At 62.7% G+C, this 17544-nt stretch carries 20 protein-coding genes; 10 read left to right on the forward strand and 10 right to left on the reverse strand.

Going from position 1 to position 17544, the window contains the following annotated elements; genetic code table 11:
- Positions 1–54: 54 nt before the first annotated feature.
- The 7 genes from LB559_RS01890 to LB559_RS01920 all read right to left on the reverse strand — a co-directional run bounded on the left by LB559_RS01890 (position 55) and on the right by LB559_RS01920 (position 4876).
- A complete protein-coding gene (locus tag LB559_RS01890; RefSeq protein ID WP_224672926.1) occupies positions 55–843 on the reverse strand; it encodes a phosphodiester glycosidase family protein in 789 nt (262 codons plus the stop codon).
- 71 nt (positions 844–914) lie between these two features.
- Positions 915–1787, reverse strand: coding sequence for an undecaprenyl-diphosphate phosphatase (locus LB559_RS01895; RefSeq protein WP_013532086.1), 873 nt, complete (start codon positions 1785–1787; stop codon positions 915–917).
- A gap of 189 nt (positions 1788–1976) precedes the next feature.
- Positions 1977–2174 carry a hypothetical protein gene (locus LB559_RS01900; RefSeq protein ID WP_013532087.1) on the reverse strand — a complete coding sequence of 66 codons (198 nt, stop codon included), beginning with the start codon at positions 2172–2174 and terminating at the stop codon, positions 1977–1979.
- Between the two features lie 185 nt (positions 2175–2359).
- Positions 2360–2758, reverse strand: coding sequence for a GFA family protein (locus LB559_RS01905; RefSeq protein WP_013532088.1), 399 nt, complete (start codon positions 2756–2758; stop codon positions 2360–2362).
- A gap of 187 nt (positions 2759–2945) precedes the next feature.
- Positions 2946–3902, reverse strand: a complete 957-nt coding sequence (locus LB559_RS01910) for an alpha/beta fold hydrolase (protein ID WP_224672927.1) — start codon at positions 3900–3902, stop codon at positions 2946–2948.
- Between the two features lie 40 nt (positions 3903–3942).
- Positions 3943–4428: an SRPBCC family protein gene (locus tag LB559_RS01915; RefSeq protein ID WP_024504356.1), complete on the reverse strand. Its 486-nt coding sequence runs from the start codon at positions 4426–4428 to the stop codon at positions 3943–3945.
- 199 nt (positions 4429–4627) lie between these two features.
- Positions 4628–4876 carry a ParB N-terminal domain-containing protein gene (locus LB559_RS01920; RefSeq protein WP_013532091.1) on the reverse strand — a complete coding sequence of 83 codons (249 nt, stop codon included), beginning with the start codon at positions 4874–4876 and terminating at the stop codon, positions 4628–4630.
- Between the two features lie 197 nt (positions 4877–5073).
- Here LB559_RS01920 and LB559_RS01925 point away from each other — a divergent pair, with 197 nt between their 5' ends.
- The gene (locus LB559_RS01925; protein WP_024504355.1) at positions 5074–5490 is read left to right on the forward strand and encodes an acyl-CoA thioesterase; all 417 of its coding nucleotides are present in this window, start codon (positions 5074–5076) and stop codon (positions 5488–5490) included.
- Between the two features lie 15 nt (positions 5491–5505).
- Here LB559_RS01925 and LB559_RS01930 read toward each other — a convergent pair whose 3' ends face one another.
- The gene (locus LB559_RS01930) at positions 5506–6465 is read right to left on the reverse strand and encodes a LysR family transcriptional regulator (protein WP_013532093.1); all 960 of its coding nucleotides are present in this window, start codon (positions 6463–6465) and stop codon (positions 5506–5508) included.
- Positions 6466–6600: 135 nt separating this feature from the next.
- On the opposite strand from LB559_RS01930, the gene LB559_RS01935 reads away from it, so the two are divergent.
- The 9 genes from LB559_RS01935 (at position 6601) to LB559_RS01975 (ending at position 15063) form a co-directional block, all read left to right on the forward strand.
- A complete protein-coding gene (locus LB559_RS01935; RefSeq protein WP_224672928.1) occupies positions 6601–7383 on the forward strand; it encodes an ABC transporter substrate-binding protein in 783 nt (260 codons plus the stop codon).
- Between the two features lie 64 nt (positions 7384–7447).
- Positions 7448–8095 (forward strand): amino acid ABC transporter permease, encoded by a 648-nt coding sequence (locus LB559_RS01940; RefSeq protein WP_063171988.1) that lies wholly within the window; start codon positions 7448–7450, stop codon positions 8093–8095.
- Between the two features lie 12 nt (positions 8096–8107).
- Complete coding sequence (locus tag LB559_RS01945) at positions 8108–8767, forward strand: amino acid ABC transporter permease (protein ID WP_224672929.1); 660 nt, start codon at positions 8108–8110, stop codon at positions 8765–8767.
- Positions 8764–9528: an amino acid ABC transporter ATP-binding protein gene (locus LB559_RS01950; RefSeq protein ID WP_127367581.1), complete on the forward strand. Its 765-nt coding sequence runs from the start codon at positions 8764–8766 to the stop codon at positions 9526–9528. The genes LB559_RS01945 and LB559_RS01950 overlap by 4 nt, the downstream gene beginning before the upstream one ends.
- Before the next feature lie 8 nt (positions 9529–9536).
- Positions 9537–11180: a N,N-dimethylformamidase beta subunit family domain-containing protein gene (locus tag LB559_RS01955; RefSeq protein ID WP_224672930.1), complete on the forward strand. Its 1644-nt coding sequence runs from the start codon at positions 9537–9539 to the stop codon at positions 11178–11180.
- A gap of 1 nt (position 11181) precedes the next feature.
- Positions 11182–12567: an aspartate aminotransferase family protein gene (locus LB559_RS01960; RefSeq protein WP_224672931.1), complete on the forward strand. Its 1386-nt coding sequence runs from the start codon at positions 11182–11184 to the stop codon at positions 12565–12567.
- A 3-nt stretch (positions 12568–12570) separates the two neighbouring features.
- Complete coding sequence (locus LB559_RS01965; protein ID WP_013532100.1) at positions 12571–13500, forward strand: 3-keto-5-aminohexanoate cleavage protein; 930 nt, start codon at positions 12571–12573, stop codon at positions 13498–13500.
- 25 nt (positions 13501–13525) lie between these two features.
- On the forward strand, positions 13526–14038 hold the full coding sequence (locus tag LB559_RS01970; RefSeq protein ID WP_064995381.1) for a GNAT family N-acetyltransferase: 513 nt from the start codon (positions 13526–13528) through the stop codon (positions 14036–14038).
- Complete coding sequence (locus LB559_RS01975; protein ID WP_224672932.1) at positions 14035–15063, forward strand: histone deacetylase family protein; 1029 nt, start codon at positions 14035–14037, stop codon at positions 15061–15063. Before LB559_RS01970 ends, LB559_RS01975 begins: the two co-directional genes overlap by 4 nt.
- 15 nt (positions 15064–15078) lie before the next feature.
- On the opposite strand, the gene LB559_RS01980 is transcribed toward LB559_RS01975, so the two are convergent.
- Together LB559_RS01980 and LB559_RS01985 are read right to left on the reverse strand one after the other, a co-directional pair.
- Positions 15079–16344, reverse strand: coding sequence for a cysteine desulfurase-like protein (locus tag LB559_RS01980; protein ID WP_064995383.1), 1266 nt, complete (start codon positions 16342–16344; stop codon positions 15079–15081).
- Positions 16345–16395: 51 nt separating this feature from the next.
- Positions 16396–17463, reverse strand: coding sequence for an aldo/keto reductase (locus LB559_RS01985; RefSeq protein ID WP_013532104.1), 1068 nt, complete (start codon positions 17461–17463; stop codon positions 16396–16398).
- Positions 17464–17544: the final 81 nt, after the last annotated feature.

The raw sequence follows: 17544 nt of genomic DNA on the forward strand, positions 1-17544 counted from the left end.
TGAATCAAGTTTTTTTCGCCATACCGCGTGCGGGTAAGCGCGGTGGAAAACCGGCTAGGACTTCCTGAAAACGCCGATCATCGGCCCGAGATTCCAGTAGTCGTCTTTGCGGCCGATGGCAGGCGCAAACAGGCTGGATATCGTGCCGTCGAGGAACAGCGCGTTATCGCAACCGAGCGCGTCGCGGAAAAGCCGGGCAAAGGCATGAAAGGTCACCGTGCCATTCGAAATCGCAAAGACCGCGACGCCATCCTTTCGCACGCCGACACCGTCGCGGGTTTTCCGCGAGGTACCGTCGGCCTGGAATTTCGGATGCAGCTTGCCGTCGATCACCAGCATCGGCCCCGATTGCGTTGCATAGTCGACGGTCGGGCGCCTCTTCACGAAGTCCCTGGTGGCGCGGACCGCGGCCCTGCCGTCGCGTATGTAGAAAATGCCGTTCGGCTGCAGGGAAAAGTTGCCGCTTCCCGAACCCGTTTTCACCGACGCCATCTCCCGGCCGCGCTCGACATAGAGACCGACCGGCGCGAGGTTCGGGTGATACATGCCGGCATTGATGCCGAACAGCATCGTGCGCCCGATCGCCTGTTGCGCGGCATGCAGATTGTGCAGCGACTGAAACGGCTTGCCCGCCGCATCCTTCCAGAACAGCTCGAGCTGATATCGTTTCGGATCGACCTCGCAAACGAGATAGCTGGTCGCCTCGAAGGTGAAGTCCCGGCATGGCGGCAGCGAGACAACCCACTGGCCGAACGACGCGCCAAGCGCCGCCACCGACGGCAGCGCCCCCTTGGCCATCGCCAGCAACAGTGGCACCGATTGCAGGAGGGTCAAAAAATCCATGTGCGTACCGGAATCGAAGTTCGAGGTCCGGTACGGATATAGCTCGTTTCAAGCGATACTGTGGAACTGCCTTAGACGAGCCATCCCATGGCGACGCTCGACAACAAGACGATGCCGAGCAGGCCGCGATAGATGACGAACGGCCAAGCCGAGAAACGCTCCAGCACGCGCATCAGCCCCCATATGGCGAAGAAGGCGGAGATCGACGCGACGACCAGCCCGACAGCAAGCACCGACCAGCCATGGGCGTCGAGATGGACCTTGTGCAGTTCCCAGAGTTCCTTGAGGCCGGCGAGCGCGATGGCAGGCAGCCCGAGCAGGAATGAGAAGCGCGCCGCTTCGGCCCGCTTGAAGCCGAGCCCCAGTGCCGCTGTCAGGGTCGAGCCCGAGCGCGAGACGCCGGGGACAAGCGCGCCGATCTGGGCGATACCGACGAGCAGCGCATCGGTCAGCGACGCATCGCCCATGCTGCGCCGGTGACGGGCGAAGATCTCGGCCAGCGCCAGCAGGATAGCCATGGCGATGCAGGCCCAGCCGATCACCGTCAGGCTACGCAGCGGCGAATTGCAGGCGTTGAGCAGGCCCGACAGCGCAACGCCGGCGATGACGATGGGGATCGTCGCCAGCACGATCCAGAGCGCCAGCTTGAAATGCCGGTCGGCGAAATCGCGTCGCGCCAGAGCGTCGAGCGATCCAAACAGGATATCCCTGACGTCGCTCCAGAAATAGCTGACCACCGCGGCAAGGGCCGCAAGCTGCATGGCGGCGGAGAAGGCGGAGCCAGGATCCTGCCAGCCGAGCACGGCCGGCACGATGCGCATATGGGCAGTCGAGGAAATTGGCAGCAGTTCCGTGATGCCTTGCACCACGCCGAGGAACGCCACCTTGGCGAACCCCAGGCCGACGAAGCCCGTGTCGAGGCCTTGGGTGCAGATATCGGCCAAAATCGAATTCCGTGCATGAGAGATCGGAGTTGCGTGGACCGACCATCGGTCAATCCCGGGCAAGCCTTATCGTCATGGGCCGGATAATCAATTTACGGATTTGTAAGCTGGCACGCCGAGGTGCACGCCGTTCGAAAACCGGCCCACCTTGGGGCCGGCTTGAGGTACACAGGGAAAATCGCAAAGCGACTACGGGCAGAGCCAGAGTTTCTGGCATGTCCTGGCGATCACATGCGCCGGCGGCACTTCGGGCTCATCGGTCGAAGGCCGGCGAGCCCGTTCGAGCAGCATGCGCACCTGTTCGGGACGCACACGATCGCGCTCCATCACAAGCAGGACCATCGGATCGCTCAAAAGCTCGTCCAGGGTGCTGATGCTGTCGTTCATCCGTCGTCTCCTCGAATGCCGTACCCGCGACCCTTAAATAGGACGACAAAGATGGCTCGCCAATGACGCTTTGCCGGCTATCTCGTGTCGATTTGGATTAAATTTTGGCCATGCTTGCGCTCTTCCCTTCCCCTGGCGCTGCGCGTCGATCCACCTTCTTCCACAACAAGGGGAGAAGGGAAAAATTAGCCTGGCGGAGGGGCGCCTTCGTATTTCGGCAGGCCGTCATCAAGCACCAGCCAAGGCTGCTTCGAGGCCGTGAAAATATGCATTTGCGGCTTGAAAACCGTGGGATCGTCGAGCGAACCGGTGGTGATGCCGATAATGCCTGCGGAATCACGTCGGGAGAACAGCGTTGTGCCGCAGCTCGGGCAAAAGCCGCGCTTGAGATCCGGTGAAGAGCCTATAGTCGCCAGCGGCCCATCGATCGTCACGTCCTCGATGCGAAACAGCACGCGTGCGTTGAAGGCGGCGCCGATCGCCTTCTGGCAAAGCCGGCAGTGGCAGACGCGTTCGTTGATGGGAGCCGCGTCCGCGCGGTAGCGCACCGCCTTGCACAGGCATCCGCCCTCATATCTTGCCATTGTCTGGATCCACTGGTGGGAGAGAATAGGCGCGCAACGTATCGGCGGGGCCGATTGGGTCAATTGAAAAGCTTTGATGCAATGTCATCGCTTGTGCTGATGCGAGTTGGGATGAAGCCATGACGCCGAAAGCCGTCATGGAGCCACGGAATGCCGGCTGCCCGCCAACAGTCGGCGGTTTTGGCGTTCACTCCATTTCGCCGACGACCTCGTCCCAGGTCTTGACCTTGGTCTGGCCGTTTAGGAACGGCAGCGCGGCGGCCGTCAGCTCCGGGGCGAAGAAGACATCGTAGTGGGTGCGGTTGGGCAGGATCGCCAGGCGGTTCTGCGACAGGTTCTCGCGCATCCAGCCGGCGTCCTTCAGTCCGCCGCCGAGCATCTGATAGAACTTGATCTCGTGTTCGGGCTTATACATATCGCTGTCGCCATAGACCAGCATGACAGGCATCTTCAGCTTGGCGACATCGGCCGAGTAATCGCGGTTCTGACGCATGAAGCCGCCCAGCGCATCGAGGAGCTTCGGGAACTCCTCCGGATGCGGCGCCACCGCGACGTAGGATTTGTACATCGGCGTGTCCTTCATGAACTCAGCCGCGGCTGCGCTCACCTGTGCCTGCTGCGGACGCATCTCGTCATAGAAGCCGTCCGTGGCGTAGCCGGTCGATACCAGGACGAGGCGGCGCACCGCTTCGGGATGCTGGACGGCCATGCGGAAGGCGACGCCGCCGCCCAGCGAATAGCCCATGACATCGACCTGGCTGTAACCGAGCGCCTTGACGATGGCGGCCATGTCGTCGCCCATCGCCTCCACGGTGAATGGTCGGTCACCCAGCGCGGTGCGGCCGTGACCCTGCAGGTCGACGCCGATGACGGTGCGGTTTTCGGCAAGTTTCGGCAGGATCGGCGCGAACATATCCGTGGTGCCAAGACCACCATGCAGCAGAAGCAGCGGCTCGCCCTTGCCATAGATTGCATAGTAGTAGTTCAGGCCGTTGATCGTCAGAAGGCCGGACTTTTCCGGCTTCGGCAGTGCATTCGTTTCAGTCGTCATGGCAGGTTTTGTCTCCTCTGCATTGGTGATGCCCGGGCAGGCAAGCAGTGCTGCGGCCGAAGCAAAAATGGCGAGAAACAGGATTTTGAACATATCGATCTCCTCTCCTGTCGATATCAAGGCGTTATGCGGATCAAAGCGTTTTGGCGAGTTCTTCGAGCTGGTCGGCGCACTGTCCCCAGCCCTCGTGGAACCCCATCTTCTCATGCTGTTCGCGGTCGGCGACGCTCCAGTGCCTGACCCGAGCGATGTAGCGGGTCTTGCCGTTGCCCTCGTCCTCGAAGGTCAGCGCGACGGTCATGAACGGCTTTTCCGAAGGCTGCCAAGCCTCAGTGTAGGCGTCGGTGAGGACGATCTTCCTGCCGGCAACGACTTCGAGGAAGACACCTGGGTTGGGGAACTCGTTGCCGTCCGGGCTGGCCATGACGACAAGGCTCGAGCCACCGGCGCGCACATCCATCTCCGCGCGCGGCGTCGTCCACGGTTTTGGCGAGAACCAGCGCGTGATCAGTTTCGGATCGGTCCAGCAGCGATAGACGTTCTCGCGCGGCGCATCGATGATGCGGGCGAGAACCAGTTCGCGGTCGTTGGTGGGGGCGATGTCGAGCTTGGTGGTCATGATGGCGTCCTGCGTTTGATCTGGCTTCCGTCCCAAGGACGAGCCGATGAACCGCAAGCCGACATCGGCCAGCGAAAATTTTGCGACACCGTTTCGATTGACCCGAGGCGTCACTCACCTTCGTCATCCACGGGCGGAGCAGGAACGCAGCTCCGTCGCGGAGACCCGAGGATGACGAAGTGATCGATGGGCCAAAGCCTCAGTGGCGCTTGGCTTGCACCAGATAGGCCTCGATCTCGGTCTCGCCGAGCCACTTTGCCGCTTCCAGCCGGTGCAGGCCTTCGACGAGGATGTGGCGCTTGCCGTCATGGCGGACCTGGATCGGCGTCTTCATGCCGTTTTCCAGAATGTCCTCGGCGAGATGGCGGACGGTCTCGGGATGCAGCGTCTTCTTGCGCGCCGTCGGCACGTAGATCTCGTCGACCTTGACCTTTTGCACTCTGAGCATGCCGACCCCCGTGGCGGAAACGCCGCCACCCCTGAGATAGTCCGTTTGATGGAGGTGGCCAAGGGTGCGGCTAACGAATACGAAGTCCGAAGGCCATTCTCGGTTCGAAGATGCCAGGGACAGCAGATCGTTTGCCTGTCGTCGCGCGTTTCGATATTGCGTCTGCGCGATCGTCGAAGGCCACGGAGCAAATCCCCATGAGCAAATCTCTCGTCACCTTTGTCGGCGTCGCTCATCCCTGGATGTGCGACGTGATGGGGCACGTGAATGTGCGTCACTACGCGGCGATGTTCGATGATGCCAGCTTCCAGCTTCTCGGCCATATCGCCGGACAGGACGACAACCAGGCGTCGCAGATCGGATGGGCCGACGTGCGCACCGAAATCGACTATCGGCATGAAACGAAAGCCGGTGCGCTCATCACCATCCGCTCGCATGTCGTGAAGATCGGCCGCACCTCCATCACCTTCGAACAGGTGATGTTGGGCTCGCTCGACGGCATTGTCCGCGCATCGAGCCGGACGACAAGCGTGCGCTTCGACCTTGCCGCGCGCGCCTCGGTCGCTCTGGACGAGCCGATGCGCGACCGCTCTTCGGCCTTCCTGATCGAATAAGCCTGTCTCCGCCCGTCAGCCTATGTAGATGCGGTCCTCGAGGGGCGTGTCGGCAATCAGCGTCTGCAGCCCTGACAGCAGCGCCTTCTCGGCGCGGTTCATCACCTTGTCCGGATTGACCAGCAGGAAGATGTCGATGGCCGGCGGCGCGTCATAGGGCGGCAGCCGCCACAGCATTCCATCCGCCACGTCCCGCCGCGCGACGTGCAGCGGCAGCGGCCCAATGCCCAACCCGGCGACGATCATGCGCCGCACCTCTTCCAGGCTCGAGGACACGCCGACGACATCGGCGTTGAGCCGGGCCTCGCTGCGCAACAGCGCGACCGGCCGCAACGCATCCGAGATGTGGTCGGTCTGGAACGATACCGAGGGCTCGCCCCGGAGATCGGTCAGCGTCAGCCCGGTTTGCCCATAAAGCCTGTGCTGCGGCCCACAGAAGAAGCCGAAGAACTCGCGGTAGACCATCGCATATTCCAGCGCCGGATCGCGCTGGCTGACCAGGCAGATGCCGAAGGAAGCACGCCGCTCCCTCACCTGCTTGGCGACTTCGGTGCTTGCTGCGACTGAAATGGTGATGCTGGCGTGCGGGTAGTTGCTGTGGAACTCGGACAGCGCCTGATCAAAGAGCGGCGAGACGACATGGCTTGCCGTCGCGATCATCACATGGCCGGTAACATCGTCGCTGATGCCGCGCATCAGCAGCGGCAACTGCGATATGGTGCCGAACACCTCGACGCTCTGCTCGTAGAGAAGCCGCCCGACCTCGGTCAGTTCGAAGCGCGTCGCGTCGCGCTCGACCAGACGCCGGCCCACCCGGTCCTCCAGCCGCCGCAGAGCATTGCTGACGCTGGGTTGCTTGAGGTTCAGTCGCTCCGCAGCTCGCGTGATGCCCTTCACCTCCGCGATGACGACGAATGTCCGCAGAAGGTTCCAGTCGAGATCCCAGACCAGCCGTTCGGGGCGTGGAAGTGCCATTCCTGATATCTATGCTCTCTATTCCCATTATCTATTTGCGCAATGATACCGCAAAGGCAATCATTGATGACAGGAAAGCGTCTGCACGCCTCCCAAGAACAAATCTTGCGCGCCATCCAGAGGAGAGGAAATCAGATGAACAGAGTATTTTCCGGCATCGCCGTTGCGGCCCTGCTGCTTGCGTCGACCTTCACTGCCGTTTCGGCCAGGGCCGACGACCTCGAAAAGATCAAGGCGGCGGGCGAGCTGAAGATTGCCATGAGCGGTCAGTATCCGCCCTTCAACTTCGTCAACGACCAGAATGAAGTCGTCGGTTTCGACGCCGATATCGGCAAGGCCATCGCCGAGCGCATCGGTGTCAAGGGCACCATCATCACCACGGCCTGGGACGGCATCATTGCCGGCCTGCTCGCCAACAAATACGACACCGTCGTTGGCTCGATGACGATCACGCCTGAGCGTGAGAAGGTGGTCGATTTCGTCGGGCCTTACTACCACGCCGGCCGCGCCGTTTTCGTCAGCGAGCAGTCGAAAGTGCAGAGCCTCGACGACCTCAAGGGCAAGACCATTGGCGTGACGCTGGGCGAGACGCATGAGAAATGGGCGCGCGAAAAGGGCGGCTGGGATATCCGTACCTACAAGGGCCTGCCGGAACTGCTGCTGGAACTGAGGGCCGGCCGCGTCGACGCGATAGTCGTCGACAACATTCCGGTCATGGTTGCCGTCAAGGAGACGGGCGAGAAGGTCCGCAAGCTCAACACGCCCGATATCGAAGGCGGCGCTGTTGCCATCGGCATCGCCATCCGCAAGGACAATCCGGAGCTCAAGGCTGCGATGCAGAAGGCGCTGGACGACATGCTGGCGGACGGCAGCTACGAAAAGATCTCGATGAAGTGGGTCGGCAGCGACATCCGCTGATCTCTCCTGGCTTCAGGCGACCAAAGCCGCCTGAAGCCGAGCGTTACTCCTGCTGGACCCTTTCATGGATTTCTCCTTGATGCAGCGCGTCTTCCCGTTCTTCGTGGAGGCCGCCTTGGTGACGATCGAGATCACGGTGTTGGCCCTGATCCTGGGCCTCGCGGCTGCTTCATTGGCCGCGGCCGCCAAGATGTCGAAATCGGCAATCCTGCGGACCATCGGCACGCTCTATGTCAGCCTGTTTCGCGGCACGCCGTGCCTGATCCAGCTCTTCGTGCTCTATTTCGGCGGCCCGCAGATCGGCATCAATCTGGAGCCGTTCGCCGCCGGCGTTATCGGCCTCGGTCTAAACATCGGCGCCTATATGGCGGAATCGATCCGTGGTGCGCTGGTCGCGGTCGACAGGGGCCAGACGGAGGCCGCCCGCACAATAGGCTTCAGCCGTTTCCAGACCTTGCGCAAGGTCGTGCTGCCGCAGGCCGCACGGCTGATGATCCGGCCGCTCGGGGTCAATACGGTTGCTTTGTTGAAGGGATCAGCACTTGTGTCGACCATTTCAGTCGTCGAACTGACCTACACCGCCCAGCGCTTCATCGGCTCCACCTACAAGCCGTTCGAGATATTCGGCGTTGCAGCCCTGCTCTACATGATCATGGTCTACGCGGTTGCGCGGGTCGTCGACCTGCTCGACAAACGCTTCGCCATCGTCTGACCGGAGAGCACGATGCAAGGTTTGGATTTCACCGTCGTCGCGCCCTACTGGGACCTTCTGTTGATTGGTGCCTGGTGGACGGGGGTGCTGACGGTCTCGGCGGGCGCACTCAGCTTCGTCGGCGGCATCCTGTTCGCGGTCATCGTGCTCTACGCTCCGAAGATCGTCGCCTATCCCGTGCGCGCCCTCATGTGGGTGTTCATGGGTACGCCGCTGCTGTTGCAGCTGTTCCTGATCTATTTTGGCTTGGTGCAGATCGGCATCGACATTCCTGCCCTTGCCGCCGGCATTGTTGGGCTCGGCCTGCACTTTGCCGTCTACAATGCCGACATCATCCGCGCCGGCATCGTGGCCGTCGATGTCGGCCAGACGGAGGGTGCGCGCAGCATCGGCTTCGGCAAGTGGCAGACGCTGCGCCATGTCGTGATACCGCAAGCCATCCGCAACACGGCACCACCGATCGGCGGCAATCTGATCGCGCTGTTGAAGGAATCCTCGATCGTCTCGGTCATCGGCATCGCCGAGTTGGTCCATTCGGCCCAGCTGGCGATCAGCGAAACGTTCCGCCCGTTCGAGTTCTACATCACCGCAGCGGCGCTTTATTACATTCTCAATCTTGTGCTCGAGGCGGCTTTGCGTCGGTTTGAAAGACATGTGGAGGTTTCCCGATGAGCACGCAGCGGCCAATGGTCGAGGTTCGCGGCGCGCGCAAATCGTTTGGCGCCGTCGAGGTTCTCAAAGGCATAGGCCTGTCGGTCGATCGCGGGCAGATCGTCGCCATCATCGGCCCGAGTGGCTCCGGCAAGAGCACGCTGCTGCGCTCCATCAACCATTTGGAATCCCTGGACTCCGGTGAAGTCTGGCTCGACGGCGTGCAGGTCAACCAGAAGCTGCACGGCCATGCCTTCGAGCGGCACATCAACAAGGTGCGCCAGCAGATGGGCATGGTGTTTCAGCACTTCAATCTGTTCCCGCATCTGACCGTGATCGAGAACATTTGCATGGGACCGATCATCCTCAAAGGCATGACCAAAAGTGACGCGCATGCGCTGGCGCATAGCCTTTTGTCCAAGGTCGGGCTCGCCGACAAGATCGACGCCTACCCCTCGCGGCTTTCGGGCGGCCAGAAGCAGCGTGTGGCCATTGCCCGTGCGCTGGCGATGCAGCCCAAGGTGATGCTGTTCGACGAAGCCACCTCGGCGCTCGATCCGGAACTGGTCGACGAGGTCAACGCGGTGATGAAACAGCTTGCCGCCGAACACATGACCATGCTCATCGTAACGCATGAGATGCGCTTTGCCGGCGAAGTGGCCGACAGGGTGCTGTTCATGGATGGCGGCGTGATCGTCGAGGAAGGCCCGCCCGGCGACATGTTCCGCGCGCCGCAGAAGGACCGCACGCGCAGCTTCCTCAAGAAATATCTTTCCGCCTGAGGATGACCATGACCAGCCCAAACACGGAATTCCCCGATTTCGGACTGACGCCGGAGCAGCGCCGCCACGCGGTGCGCGGCCACTATTACGAGTGGCCAGGCATGGATGGCGAGCGCGGCGAGATCTGGTGCTACAGCGACCGGTTTTCCTATCGCGCCGGCGAAACGGTGGCTTTGCATGTCAGTTCGACAGCTGCGACGTTCGGCATCACAATCACCCGAGATGGCGGCAGCGAAAACAAAGTATTCGAGAAATCGGGCATCGCGGCACGCTGGCAGGACACACCCGACCAGTGTTCGGCTGAAGGCTGCGGTTGGGAAGCCTCGTTTGAATTCCGTGTAGAGAACGACTGGCCGTCCGGCGCCTATCGGGTCACGCTGACCGCCGACGGGCTCGACGGCAAGCCGATCCAATGCCACCATATTTTCATCGTCTGCCCGCAGCCGGGCCGCAAACCTGGCCGCGTGCTCCAGGTGGCGGCGACAGGCACATGGCTGGCCTACAACACCTGGGGCGGCTCCAACCATTATCAGGGCATCACCGGGCCGGATCGCAACCAGTATTCGCCCATCGTCTCGACGCAGCGCCCCTGGTGCCGTGGCTTCGTCGTGCTGCCCAAGGATGCGCCGCGTGTGCCGCTGGAGGTCGCTGTGCCGCCGAAGACCGTGCCGCGCTATCCGCACATGGAGTGGGCGCTCGCCACCGGCCATTCGAAGAAATACGCTTCGTCCGGCTGGGCCAGCTACGACAGCCATTTTTTCCGCTTCGCCGAACAGGCCGGCTATGGCGTCGATCTCGCCAGCCAGCATGATCTGCATTTTTCGCCGGAAATTCTCGACGGCTATGACTGCGCCGTGTTCGTCGGCCATGACGAATACTGGACCTGGGAAATGCGCGATGCCGTCGACGCCTATGTCGAGCGCGGTGGCCATGCAGCGCGCTTTGCCGGCAATTTCATGTGGCAGACGCGGTTCGAAGACGAGGGCCGCCGGCAGGTCTGCTACAAATATCGCTCGCGTGCCGAAGATCCGGCCTATCTCCCAGACGGCGACGTCACCCGTGCCACCAATTCCTGGGAGGCGCCGGAAATCGGCCGGCCGGGTTCGGCGACCTTCGGGCTCAACGCGACGCGCGGTGTCTATGCCGGCTGGGGCGGCTGTGCACCGCGCGGCGTGCGTGGTTTCCCGGTCTACCGGCCCGAGCATTGGGCCTTCGCCGGCACCGGCATCTACTATGGCGACCTGCTGGGCGCCGACAGCCATGTCTATGGCTATGAGGTCGACGGGCTCGACTTCGAGATACGCGGCGGCCTGCCCTACCCGACTGCGACCAGCGGCGCGCCAGATGGCCTGCAGGTTCTCGCCGTCGGCATGGCCTCCCAGGTCGAGGAAAGCGCCGATATCCCGATCGAGGACCAGTTCCTCACCGACGAAGACGGCCGCTTCACCGCCGAAACGCTATTTGGCGAGGCGAGCGACGCCAATCTGGAAAAGGTCAAACGCGGCAACGGCATGATCGTCAATTTCCCGCGCGGCAAGGGCGAGGTGTTCCATGCCGGAAGCTGCGAATGGGTCGCCGGCCTGCTAAGACAGGACCCGATGGTCGAACGCGTCACGAAAAATGTCCTCGATCGTTACCTCGGAAAGTCCTGACATGTCGAAAGTCCAATCCGCCGTTCAAGAAACCGAAGCCCGGCGAGACTCGCATCTGTTCTATCTGTCCAGCCTGCGCCGGCCGCTGATCGACCGCGCCGAAGGCATCTACATGTGGACGCAGGACGGCCGCCGCTTCATCGATGGCTCGAGCGGCCCGATGGTGGCCAATATCGGCCATTCCAATCGCAATGTGCTCGACGCCATGAAGCGGCAGATGGACCGCGCCACCTTCGCCTATCGGCTGCATTTCGAGAACGAGCCGGCGGAGGAGTTGGCGCGGGAGTTGGCCGGCAAGCTGCCGGAGGGCATGGACCGCATCTTCTTCGTCTCCGGTGGCTCGGAGGCGACGGAATCCTGCATCAAGCTGGCGCGGCAATGGGCGGTCGCCACCGGCCAGGCCAGCCGCTGGAAGGTGATCACGCGTTTCCCCTCCTATCATGGCGGCACGTTGGGTTCGCTCTCGATCACCGGCGACGATGCGCTGGCCGAAACGTTCGAGCCGATGATGCGGGTGATGCCAACCGTGCCGGCGCCGAATGCCTGGCGCGACCGCGACAATCTCTCGATTGAGCAGCGCGGCATCCGCTATGCCGACATGCTGGAGGAGAAGATTCTTGCGGAAGGCCCGGACAGCGTGGTTGCCTTCATCATGGAGCCGATCGGCGGCGCTGCGACCTCAGCCCTGGTTGCGCCCGACAGCTACTATCCGCGCATCCGCGAGATCTGCGACCGCTACGGCATCCTGCTCATCCATGACGAAGTCATGAGCGGTGCCGGCCGCACCGGCAAATTCCTCGGCGGCGATCACTGGAACTGCAAGCCAGACATCGTCGCCTTGTCGAAGGGGCTGGGCTCCGGATATGCGCCGCTTGGCGCACTCGCCGCACCGATGCGGCTGGTGCAGCCGTTGCTCGCCTCCGGCGGCTTCCAGCACGGCCACACCTATGCCGGCAATCCGCTGGCCTGTGCCGCCGGCCTGGCTGTGCTCGGCGAAATGGACCGGCTCGACCTGATCGCCAATGCGGCAGCCATGGGCGACGTGCTGATGGACGGGCTTAAAGGCCTGGCGAAGCGGTTTCCGTTCCTTGCCGACGTGCGTGGCAAGGGCCTGCTCACCGGCGCCCAGATGGTCGCCGATCCCGAGACCCTAAAACCGATCGACCAGAACAAGAAAGCCACGCAGCGGCTGCTCGACCTCGCCTATGAACGCGGGCTGATCATCTATGGCCGCAGGGTCAAGGGCGGCGTCGACGGCGACAATTTCATGGTCGCGCCACCGATGATCGTCACGGCCGAGCAGGTCGGCGAGATCATCTCCATCATCGGTGACTCGCTGGAGGTTCTGGCCGCCGAGCTCGACCTGCCGGTCGGAGGCCAGGGGTAAGAAATGGCACCGCGAAAAGTCATCATCACCTGCGCCGTCACCGGCTCGGTGCACACGCCGTCCATGTCGCCCTATCTGCCGGTGACGCCGGACCAGATCGCCGCAGACGCGATCGCGGCGGCGGAAGCCGGCGCCTCGATCCTGCATCTGCACGCCCGCGACCCCAGAGATGGCCGCCCGACCGCCGATCCGGACGTCTACATGCAGTTCCTGCCGCGCATCAAGCAGGCGACCGATGCAGTGATCAACATCACCACCGGCGGCTCGTCGCTGATGACGCTGGACCAGCGGCTGGCAGCCCCTTTGCGGGCCGAACCCGAAATGTGCTCGCTCAACATGGGTTCGATGAATTTCGCGCTGTTCCCGATGCTCGACAAGCCGAGGGAATGGCAGCACGAATGGGAACCCAAGCTGCTGGAAGCCACCCGCGACACGATCTTCAAGAACACCTTCGCCGATATGGAAGCGGTGCTGGAAAGACTGGGAAAGGGCTGCGGCACGCGCTTCGAATTCGAATGCTATGATGTCGGCCATCTCTATTCGCTGGCGCATTTTCGCGATCGGGGGTTGGTGTCGGGACCGCTGTTCATCCAATTCGTCCTTGGCATATTGGGCGGCATCGGCGCCGACCCGGACAATCTCGTCCACATGAAGCGGATCGCCGACAAATTGTTCGGCGACAGCTACCAGTTCTCGGTGCTCGCCGCCGGCCGCCAGCAGATGCCGCTGATCTCAATTGCAGCAGCCATGGGCGGCAATGTCCGTGTCGGGCTGGAGGACAGTCTCTATGACGGCCGCCAGCTGGCGAAATCCAATGCCGATCAGGTGCGCCGTATCCGTGGCATTCTCGACGGGCTGTCGCTGGAGGTTGCAACGCCCACCGAAGCGCGCGACATGCTGGCGCTCAAGGGCGGCGACCGGGTGGCGTTTTGAGATGCTGATCTGAGATGAACCTGAAATGATTGCCTCGCCCAAAATCCGCCTCCGCCCCGGCCGAGTGGAAGACGTCGAAACCATCCACGCCGCGATCCTGAAACTCGGCACGCATATCGGTGCGCCCGAGGAGATCATTTCGACAGCAGATGATTTGCGCACCTACGGCTTTGGTGAAAAGCCCGCTTTCTCCACCCTGATCGCCGAAGTGGGCGGCGAGTTTGCCGGCCTTTGCCTGCATTTCCCGATCTTTTCGACATGGATGGGGCGGCCTGGCGTCTATGTGCAGGACCTCTATGTCGAAGACCGGTTTCGCGGCCGCAAGATCGGCGAGCGGCTGCTGCGGCACGTTGCGGCGCAGTGCCGGAAGGAAGGCGGCGTCTATCTCCGGCTGTCCGTCGACACCGACAATGAAGGGGCCAAGGCCTTCTACGAGAGGCTGGGCATCGCCTGGTCGAGCTACGAACAGACCCAGAAAATCATCGGCGAGGCCTTCTTTGCTTTCGCCGACGCGCCGGAAAACGGGGATCAGGAATGAAAGCCTTCTATGCCGAGGAACAGAAGCGCCACGACCCCAAGGCCTTTCTTTCGAGCGGCGCGGCACAGCCCAATCCGGAAAAGCCGGAGCGCATCGAGAGATTGTTGGTCGGCGCACTATCTGCGGGTTGCACGATCGAGCGACCTCGGGATCATGGGCTCGGCCCGGCCGCGGCGGTGCACACGCCGGAATATCTGGATTTCCTCGAGCATATCTACGCGCGCTGGCAGCGCATCGAGGGCGCTTCGGCCGAAGTGATCCCCAACATCCATCCGATCGCGCGCAACGGCTCCTATCCGGCCTCGGCGGTCGGCCAGGCCGGCTATCACATGGCCGACACTGCCTGCCCGATCTCGGGCGAAACATGGCAGAGCGCGCTGTGGAGCGCCTGGAGCGCGGTCGAAGCCGCCGAGGCGGTGATATCAGGCGCGCCGGCCGCCTACGCGCTGTGCCGCCCGCCCGGCCACCATGCCTTTGCCGATGTCGCCGGCGGCTTCTGTTTCATCAACAACTCGGCCGTCGCCGCGCAGGTTCTGCGCAAACAGGCCGCACGGGTGGCGATCCTCGATGTCGACCTGCATCACGGCAACGGCACGCAAGGCATCTTCTATGCACGGCCGGATGTGCTGACCGTCTCGCTGCACGCCGATCCGGTGCGCTTCTATCCGTTCTTCTGGGGCCATGCCGACGAGCGCGGCGAAGGGCCCGGCCTCGGCTACAATTTCAACCTGCCGCTGCCGCGCAAATCCGCCGACGCGGCGTTTCTCGAAGCGCTCGAGACGGCCTTCCAGCGCATCCGTGCCTTTTCGCCCGACGCGCTCGTTGTGGCGCTCGGCCTCGACGCGTTCGAGGGCGATCCGTTCGGCGGACTTTCGGTGACGACGCCTGGCTTCTCGCGCATCGGCGAGGCCATCGCAAAGCTCGACCTGCCGACGGTCATCGTCCAGGAGGGCGGCTACCTCTGCGACGAACTCGGCGACAATCTCACGGCGTTCCTCACTGGTTTCGGCGGCAAGATGCGGTGAATGCTCAAGCCAGCGTCAGGAGCGCTGCTGCCTGAGCATGGCGATGACCCGATGCACACTTTCCAGCGTTTCGTCGATTTCGGCTGCCGTGTTGTAGTGAGCAATGCCGATGCGCACGACGCCATGCTCGGCCGGAATGCCGAGCTGGTGGACGATCTCCCAGGCGTAGTTGTGACCGGACCACAGGAAGATGTTTTCGGCGTTCATCTGCCGCACGATTGTCTCCGGCACGATGCGCTCGACCGTGAAGGAAACCGTCGGCACGCGATCGCCGAGCCGCTTCGGGTCAGTGATGCCGTGGACGGTCAAGCCCTCGATATCGGACAGGCCGTCGATCAGTTGTTGCGCCAGCGGGTTTTCGTACGCGATCGAAGCCGCGAACGCCTTGGCGATCTTCTGCCTTCTTGAACCGCCCTCGCCCGCCGCCGCGCCAAGGTCGGCAAAGTAGTCGACCGCGGCGGTGAGGCCGGCCATCAGCTCGATCTGCGGCGTGCCGAGTTCGAACCGCTCCGGCAGACCGTTGGAAGAGCAGCGGCATTTGTAGGGCTCCAGCGTCTCGATGACATCACGGCGGCCCCACAATATGCCCATATGCGGGCCGAAGAATTTGTAGGCCGAGCAGATCAGGAAATCGCAGCCGAGCTCCTGCACGTCGATCAGCCCGTGCGGCGCGAATTGGACGGCATCGACATAGACCAGCGCACCGGCATTCCTGGCTATCGCAGTCAGCGCCTTCACCCGGTTGATCGAACCGGTCAAATTGCTGGCGTAGTTCAACGCGACCAGCCGTGTCTTCTCCGAAAGCAAGCCAGCCAGCGTCGCCTCCTCGACCTGCCAGCTGGTTTCGTCGAACGGCAGCCAGCGCACGACGAGGCCGTGATCCTCGGCCAGTTGCAGCCAGGGCGAGACGTTGCCCTCATGGTCCATGCGGGTGAGAATGATCTCGTCACCGGGCTGCATCGTGCGGCCGAGCGTGCGCGAGATGTGGTAGGTCAGCGTCGTCATGTTGGCGCCGATGACGATTTCCTCAGGGCTTGCGGCGCCGAGGAAATCGGCCATGGCCTCATGTGCCTCATCGACGACCGCCTGCGCGGCAATCGTCGTTTCGAAGTAGCCGCCAAGGTTCGCATTGGTGGTCAAGAGACAGCGCGATACCGCATCCGCCACTGCCTGTGGCACCTGCGTGCCGGCAGGGTTGTCGAGATAGATGCGGCGGCGGCCCTTGTCGGTCAGAGAGAGAGCGGGAAATTTTCCCCGGATAGCCTCGATCGGAAAATTCATTGCCGCCCTTCTCCCATTGTAATCATTGGATATTCGGCCAGCGATCCCCGTTCAAGGACAGGGATTGCCGACCCGCTGGTGGATCGCATCCACCGCCTTCTGCATTTCATCGGTCCAGACGACGTCGACGGAAGACAGCGCCATATCGAGCTGCGCAACGGTCGTCGCGCCGACGATGTTCGAGGTCACGAACGGCCGGCTCGAGACATAGGCGTTGGCAAACAGTGCCGGCTCCAGGCCAAAGGAGCGCGCCAGCTCGTTGTACTCAAGTTGCGCTTCGGCGGCACCTGGCGTCTCGTAGCGCTGGCCGCGGTTGAACAGCTGCGTGCGCGAGCCCTGAGGCCGCGCCCCGTGGTCGTACTTGCCGGTGAGATAGCCCTGCGCCAGCGGCGAATAGGGCAGCAGCGACACCTGCTCGCGCTCGCAGACCTCGGCGAGATTCACCTCGAAGGTGCGGTTGACGAGATTGTAGGCGTTCTGGATCGACGCGACGCGCGGGCCGATACCCTGGTCGGCTTCGGCAAGGAACCGCATCACGCCCCAGGAACTCTCGTTCGACAGGCCGAAATGCCGGATCTTTCCTGCCTTCACCAATTCGTCAAACACGGCAAGCGTCTCGGCGATCGGCGTTTCGCCGGCCGGTGCGCCGACGGAATCGGCGCGTGGCGACACGGCGCCGACGCGCGTCGGGTTGGCGCCCCAGGGGATATCCCGCTCCGGCCAGTGGATCTGATAGAGGTCGATGTAGTCGGTGCCGAGCTTGGCTAGCGACTTGTCGATGGCGTCAAAGATATCGGCGCGCACCAGTTGCGACGGCCTGTCGCCGCGAAACCAGCTGTTGGCCGTGCGGCCGACGACCTTCGAGGCCAAGATCACCTTGTCGCGGTTGCCCTTGGCCTTCATCCAGCTGCCGATGATCTTTTCGGTCCGCCCCTGCGTCTCCGCCTTGGGCGGGATCGGATAGAGCTCGGCAGTGTCGATGAAATTGACGCCGCGCGAGAAAGCCAGGTCCATCTGGGCGTGGCCTTCGGCCTCGGTGTTCTGCTGGCCCCAGGTCATGGAGCCCAGGCAGATCTGGGTAACAAGAAGATCAGTCCGACCGAGACGGCGTTTGTGCATGGAATTCGGCTCCGGAGGAAGGCTGGCGCGACTGCGCGGAGGAGCCGCATCTATAGGCAAAGCAGAGCCGCTCTCCAAGCC

It is taken from the genome of Mesorhizobium sp. BR1-1-3 (assembly GCF_020165455.1).
Taxonomy (GTDB): domain Bacteria; phylum Pseudomonadota; class Alphaproteobacteria; order Rhizobiales; family Rhizobiaceae; genus Mesorhizobium; species Mesorhizobium ciceri.

Bases quoted from the DNA above. Each gene is read 5' to 3' on its own strand.
- LB559_RS01955 (WP_224672930.1), top strand. From the start codon at position 9,537: ATGACCAGCCCAAACACGGAATTCCCCGATTTCGGACTGACGCCGGAG.
- LB559_RS01940 (WP_063171988.1), top strand. From the start codon at position 7,448: ATGGATTTCTCCTTGATGCAGCGCGTCTTCCCGTTCTTCGTGGAGGCC.
- LB559_RS01985 (WP_013532104.1), bottom strand. From the start codon at position 17,463: ATGCACAAACGCCGTCTCGGTCGGACTGATCTTCTTGTTACCCAGATC.
- LB559_RS01970 (WP_064995381.1), top strand. From the start codon at position 13,526: ATGATTGCCTCGCCCAAAATCCGCCTCCGCCCCGGCCGAGTGGAAGAC.
- LB559_RS01960 (WP_224672931.1), top strand. From the start codon at position 11,182: ATGTCGAAAGTCCAATCCGCCGTTCAAGAAACCGAAGCCCGGCGAGAC.
- LB559_RS01965 (WP_013532100.1), top strand. From the start codon at position 12,571: ATGGCACCGCGAAAAGTCATCATCACCTGCGCCGTCACCGGCTCGGTG.
- LB559_RS01915 (WP_024504356.1), bottom strand. From the start codon at position 4,428: ATGACCACCAAGCTCGACATCGCCCCCACCAACGACCGCGAACTGGTT.
- LB559_RS01935 (WP_224672928.1), top strand. From the start codon at position 6,601: ATGAACAGAGTATTTTCCGGCATCGCCGTTGCGGCCCTGCTGCTTGCG.
- LB559_RS01945 (WP_224672929.1), top strand. From the start codon at position 8,108: ATGCAAGGTTTGGATTTCACCGTCGTCGCGCCCTACTGGGACCTTCTG.
- LB559_RS01920 (WP_013532091.1), bottom strand. From the start codon at position 4,876: ATGCTCAGAGTGCAAAAGGTCAAGGTCGACGAGATCTACGTGCCGACG.
- LB559_RS01890 (WP_224672926.1), bottom strand. From the start codon at position 843: ATGGATTTTTTGACCCTCCTGCAATCGGTGCCACTGTTGCTGGCGATG.
- LB559_RS01980 (WP_064995383.1), bottom strand. From the start codon at position 16,344: ATGAATTTTCCGATCGAGGCTATCCGGGGAAAATTTCCCGCTCTCTCT.
- LB559_RS01930 (WP_013532093.1), bottom strand. From the start codon at position 6,465: ATGGCACTTCCACGCCCCGAACGGCTGGTCTGGGATCTCGACTGGAAC.
- LB559_RS01925 (WP_024504355.1), top strand. From the start codon at position 5,074: ATGAGCAAATCTCTCGTCACCTTTGTCGGCGTCGCTCATCCCTGGATG.
- LB559_RS01910 (WP_224672927.1), bottom strand. From the start codon at position 3,902: ATGTTCAAAATCCTGTTTCTCGCCATTTTTGCTTCGGCCGCAGCACTG.
- LB559_RS01905 (WP_013532088.1), bottom strand. From the start codon at position 2,758: ATGGCAAGATATGAGGGCGGATGCCTGTGCAAGGCGGTGCGCTACCGC.
- LB559_RS01975 (WP_224672932.1), top strand. From the start codon at position 14,035: ATGAAAGCCTTCTATGCCGAGGAACAGAAGCGCCACGACCCCAAGGCC.
- LB559_RS01950 (WP_127367581.1), top strand. From the start codon at position 8,764: ATGAGCACGCAGCGGCCAATGGTCGAGGTTCGCGGCGCGCGCAAATCG.
- LB559_RS01900 (WP_013532087.1), bottom strand. From the start codon at position 2,174: ATGAACGACAGCATCAGCACCCTGGACGAGCTTTTGAGCGATCCGATG.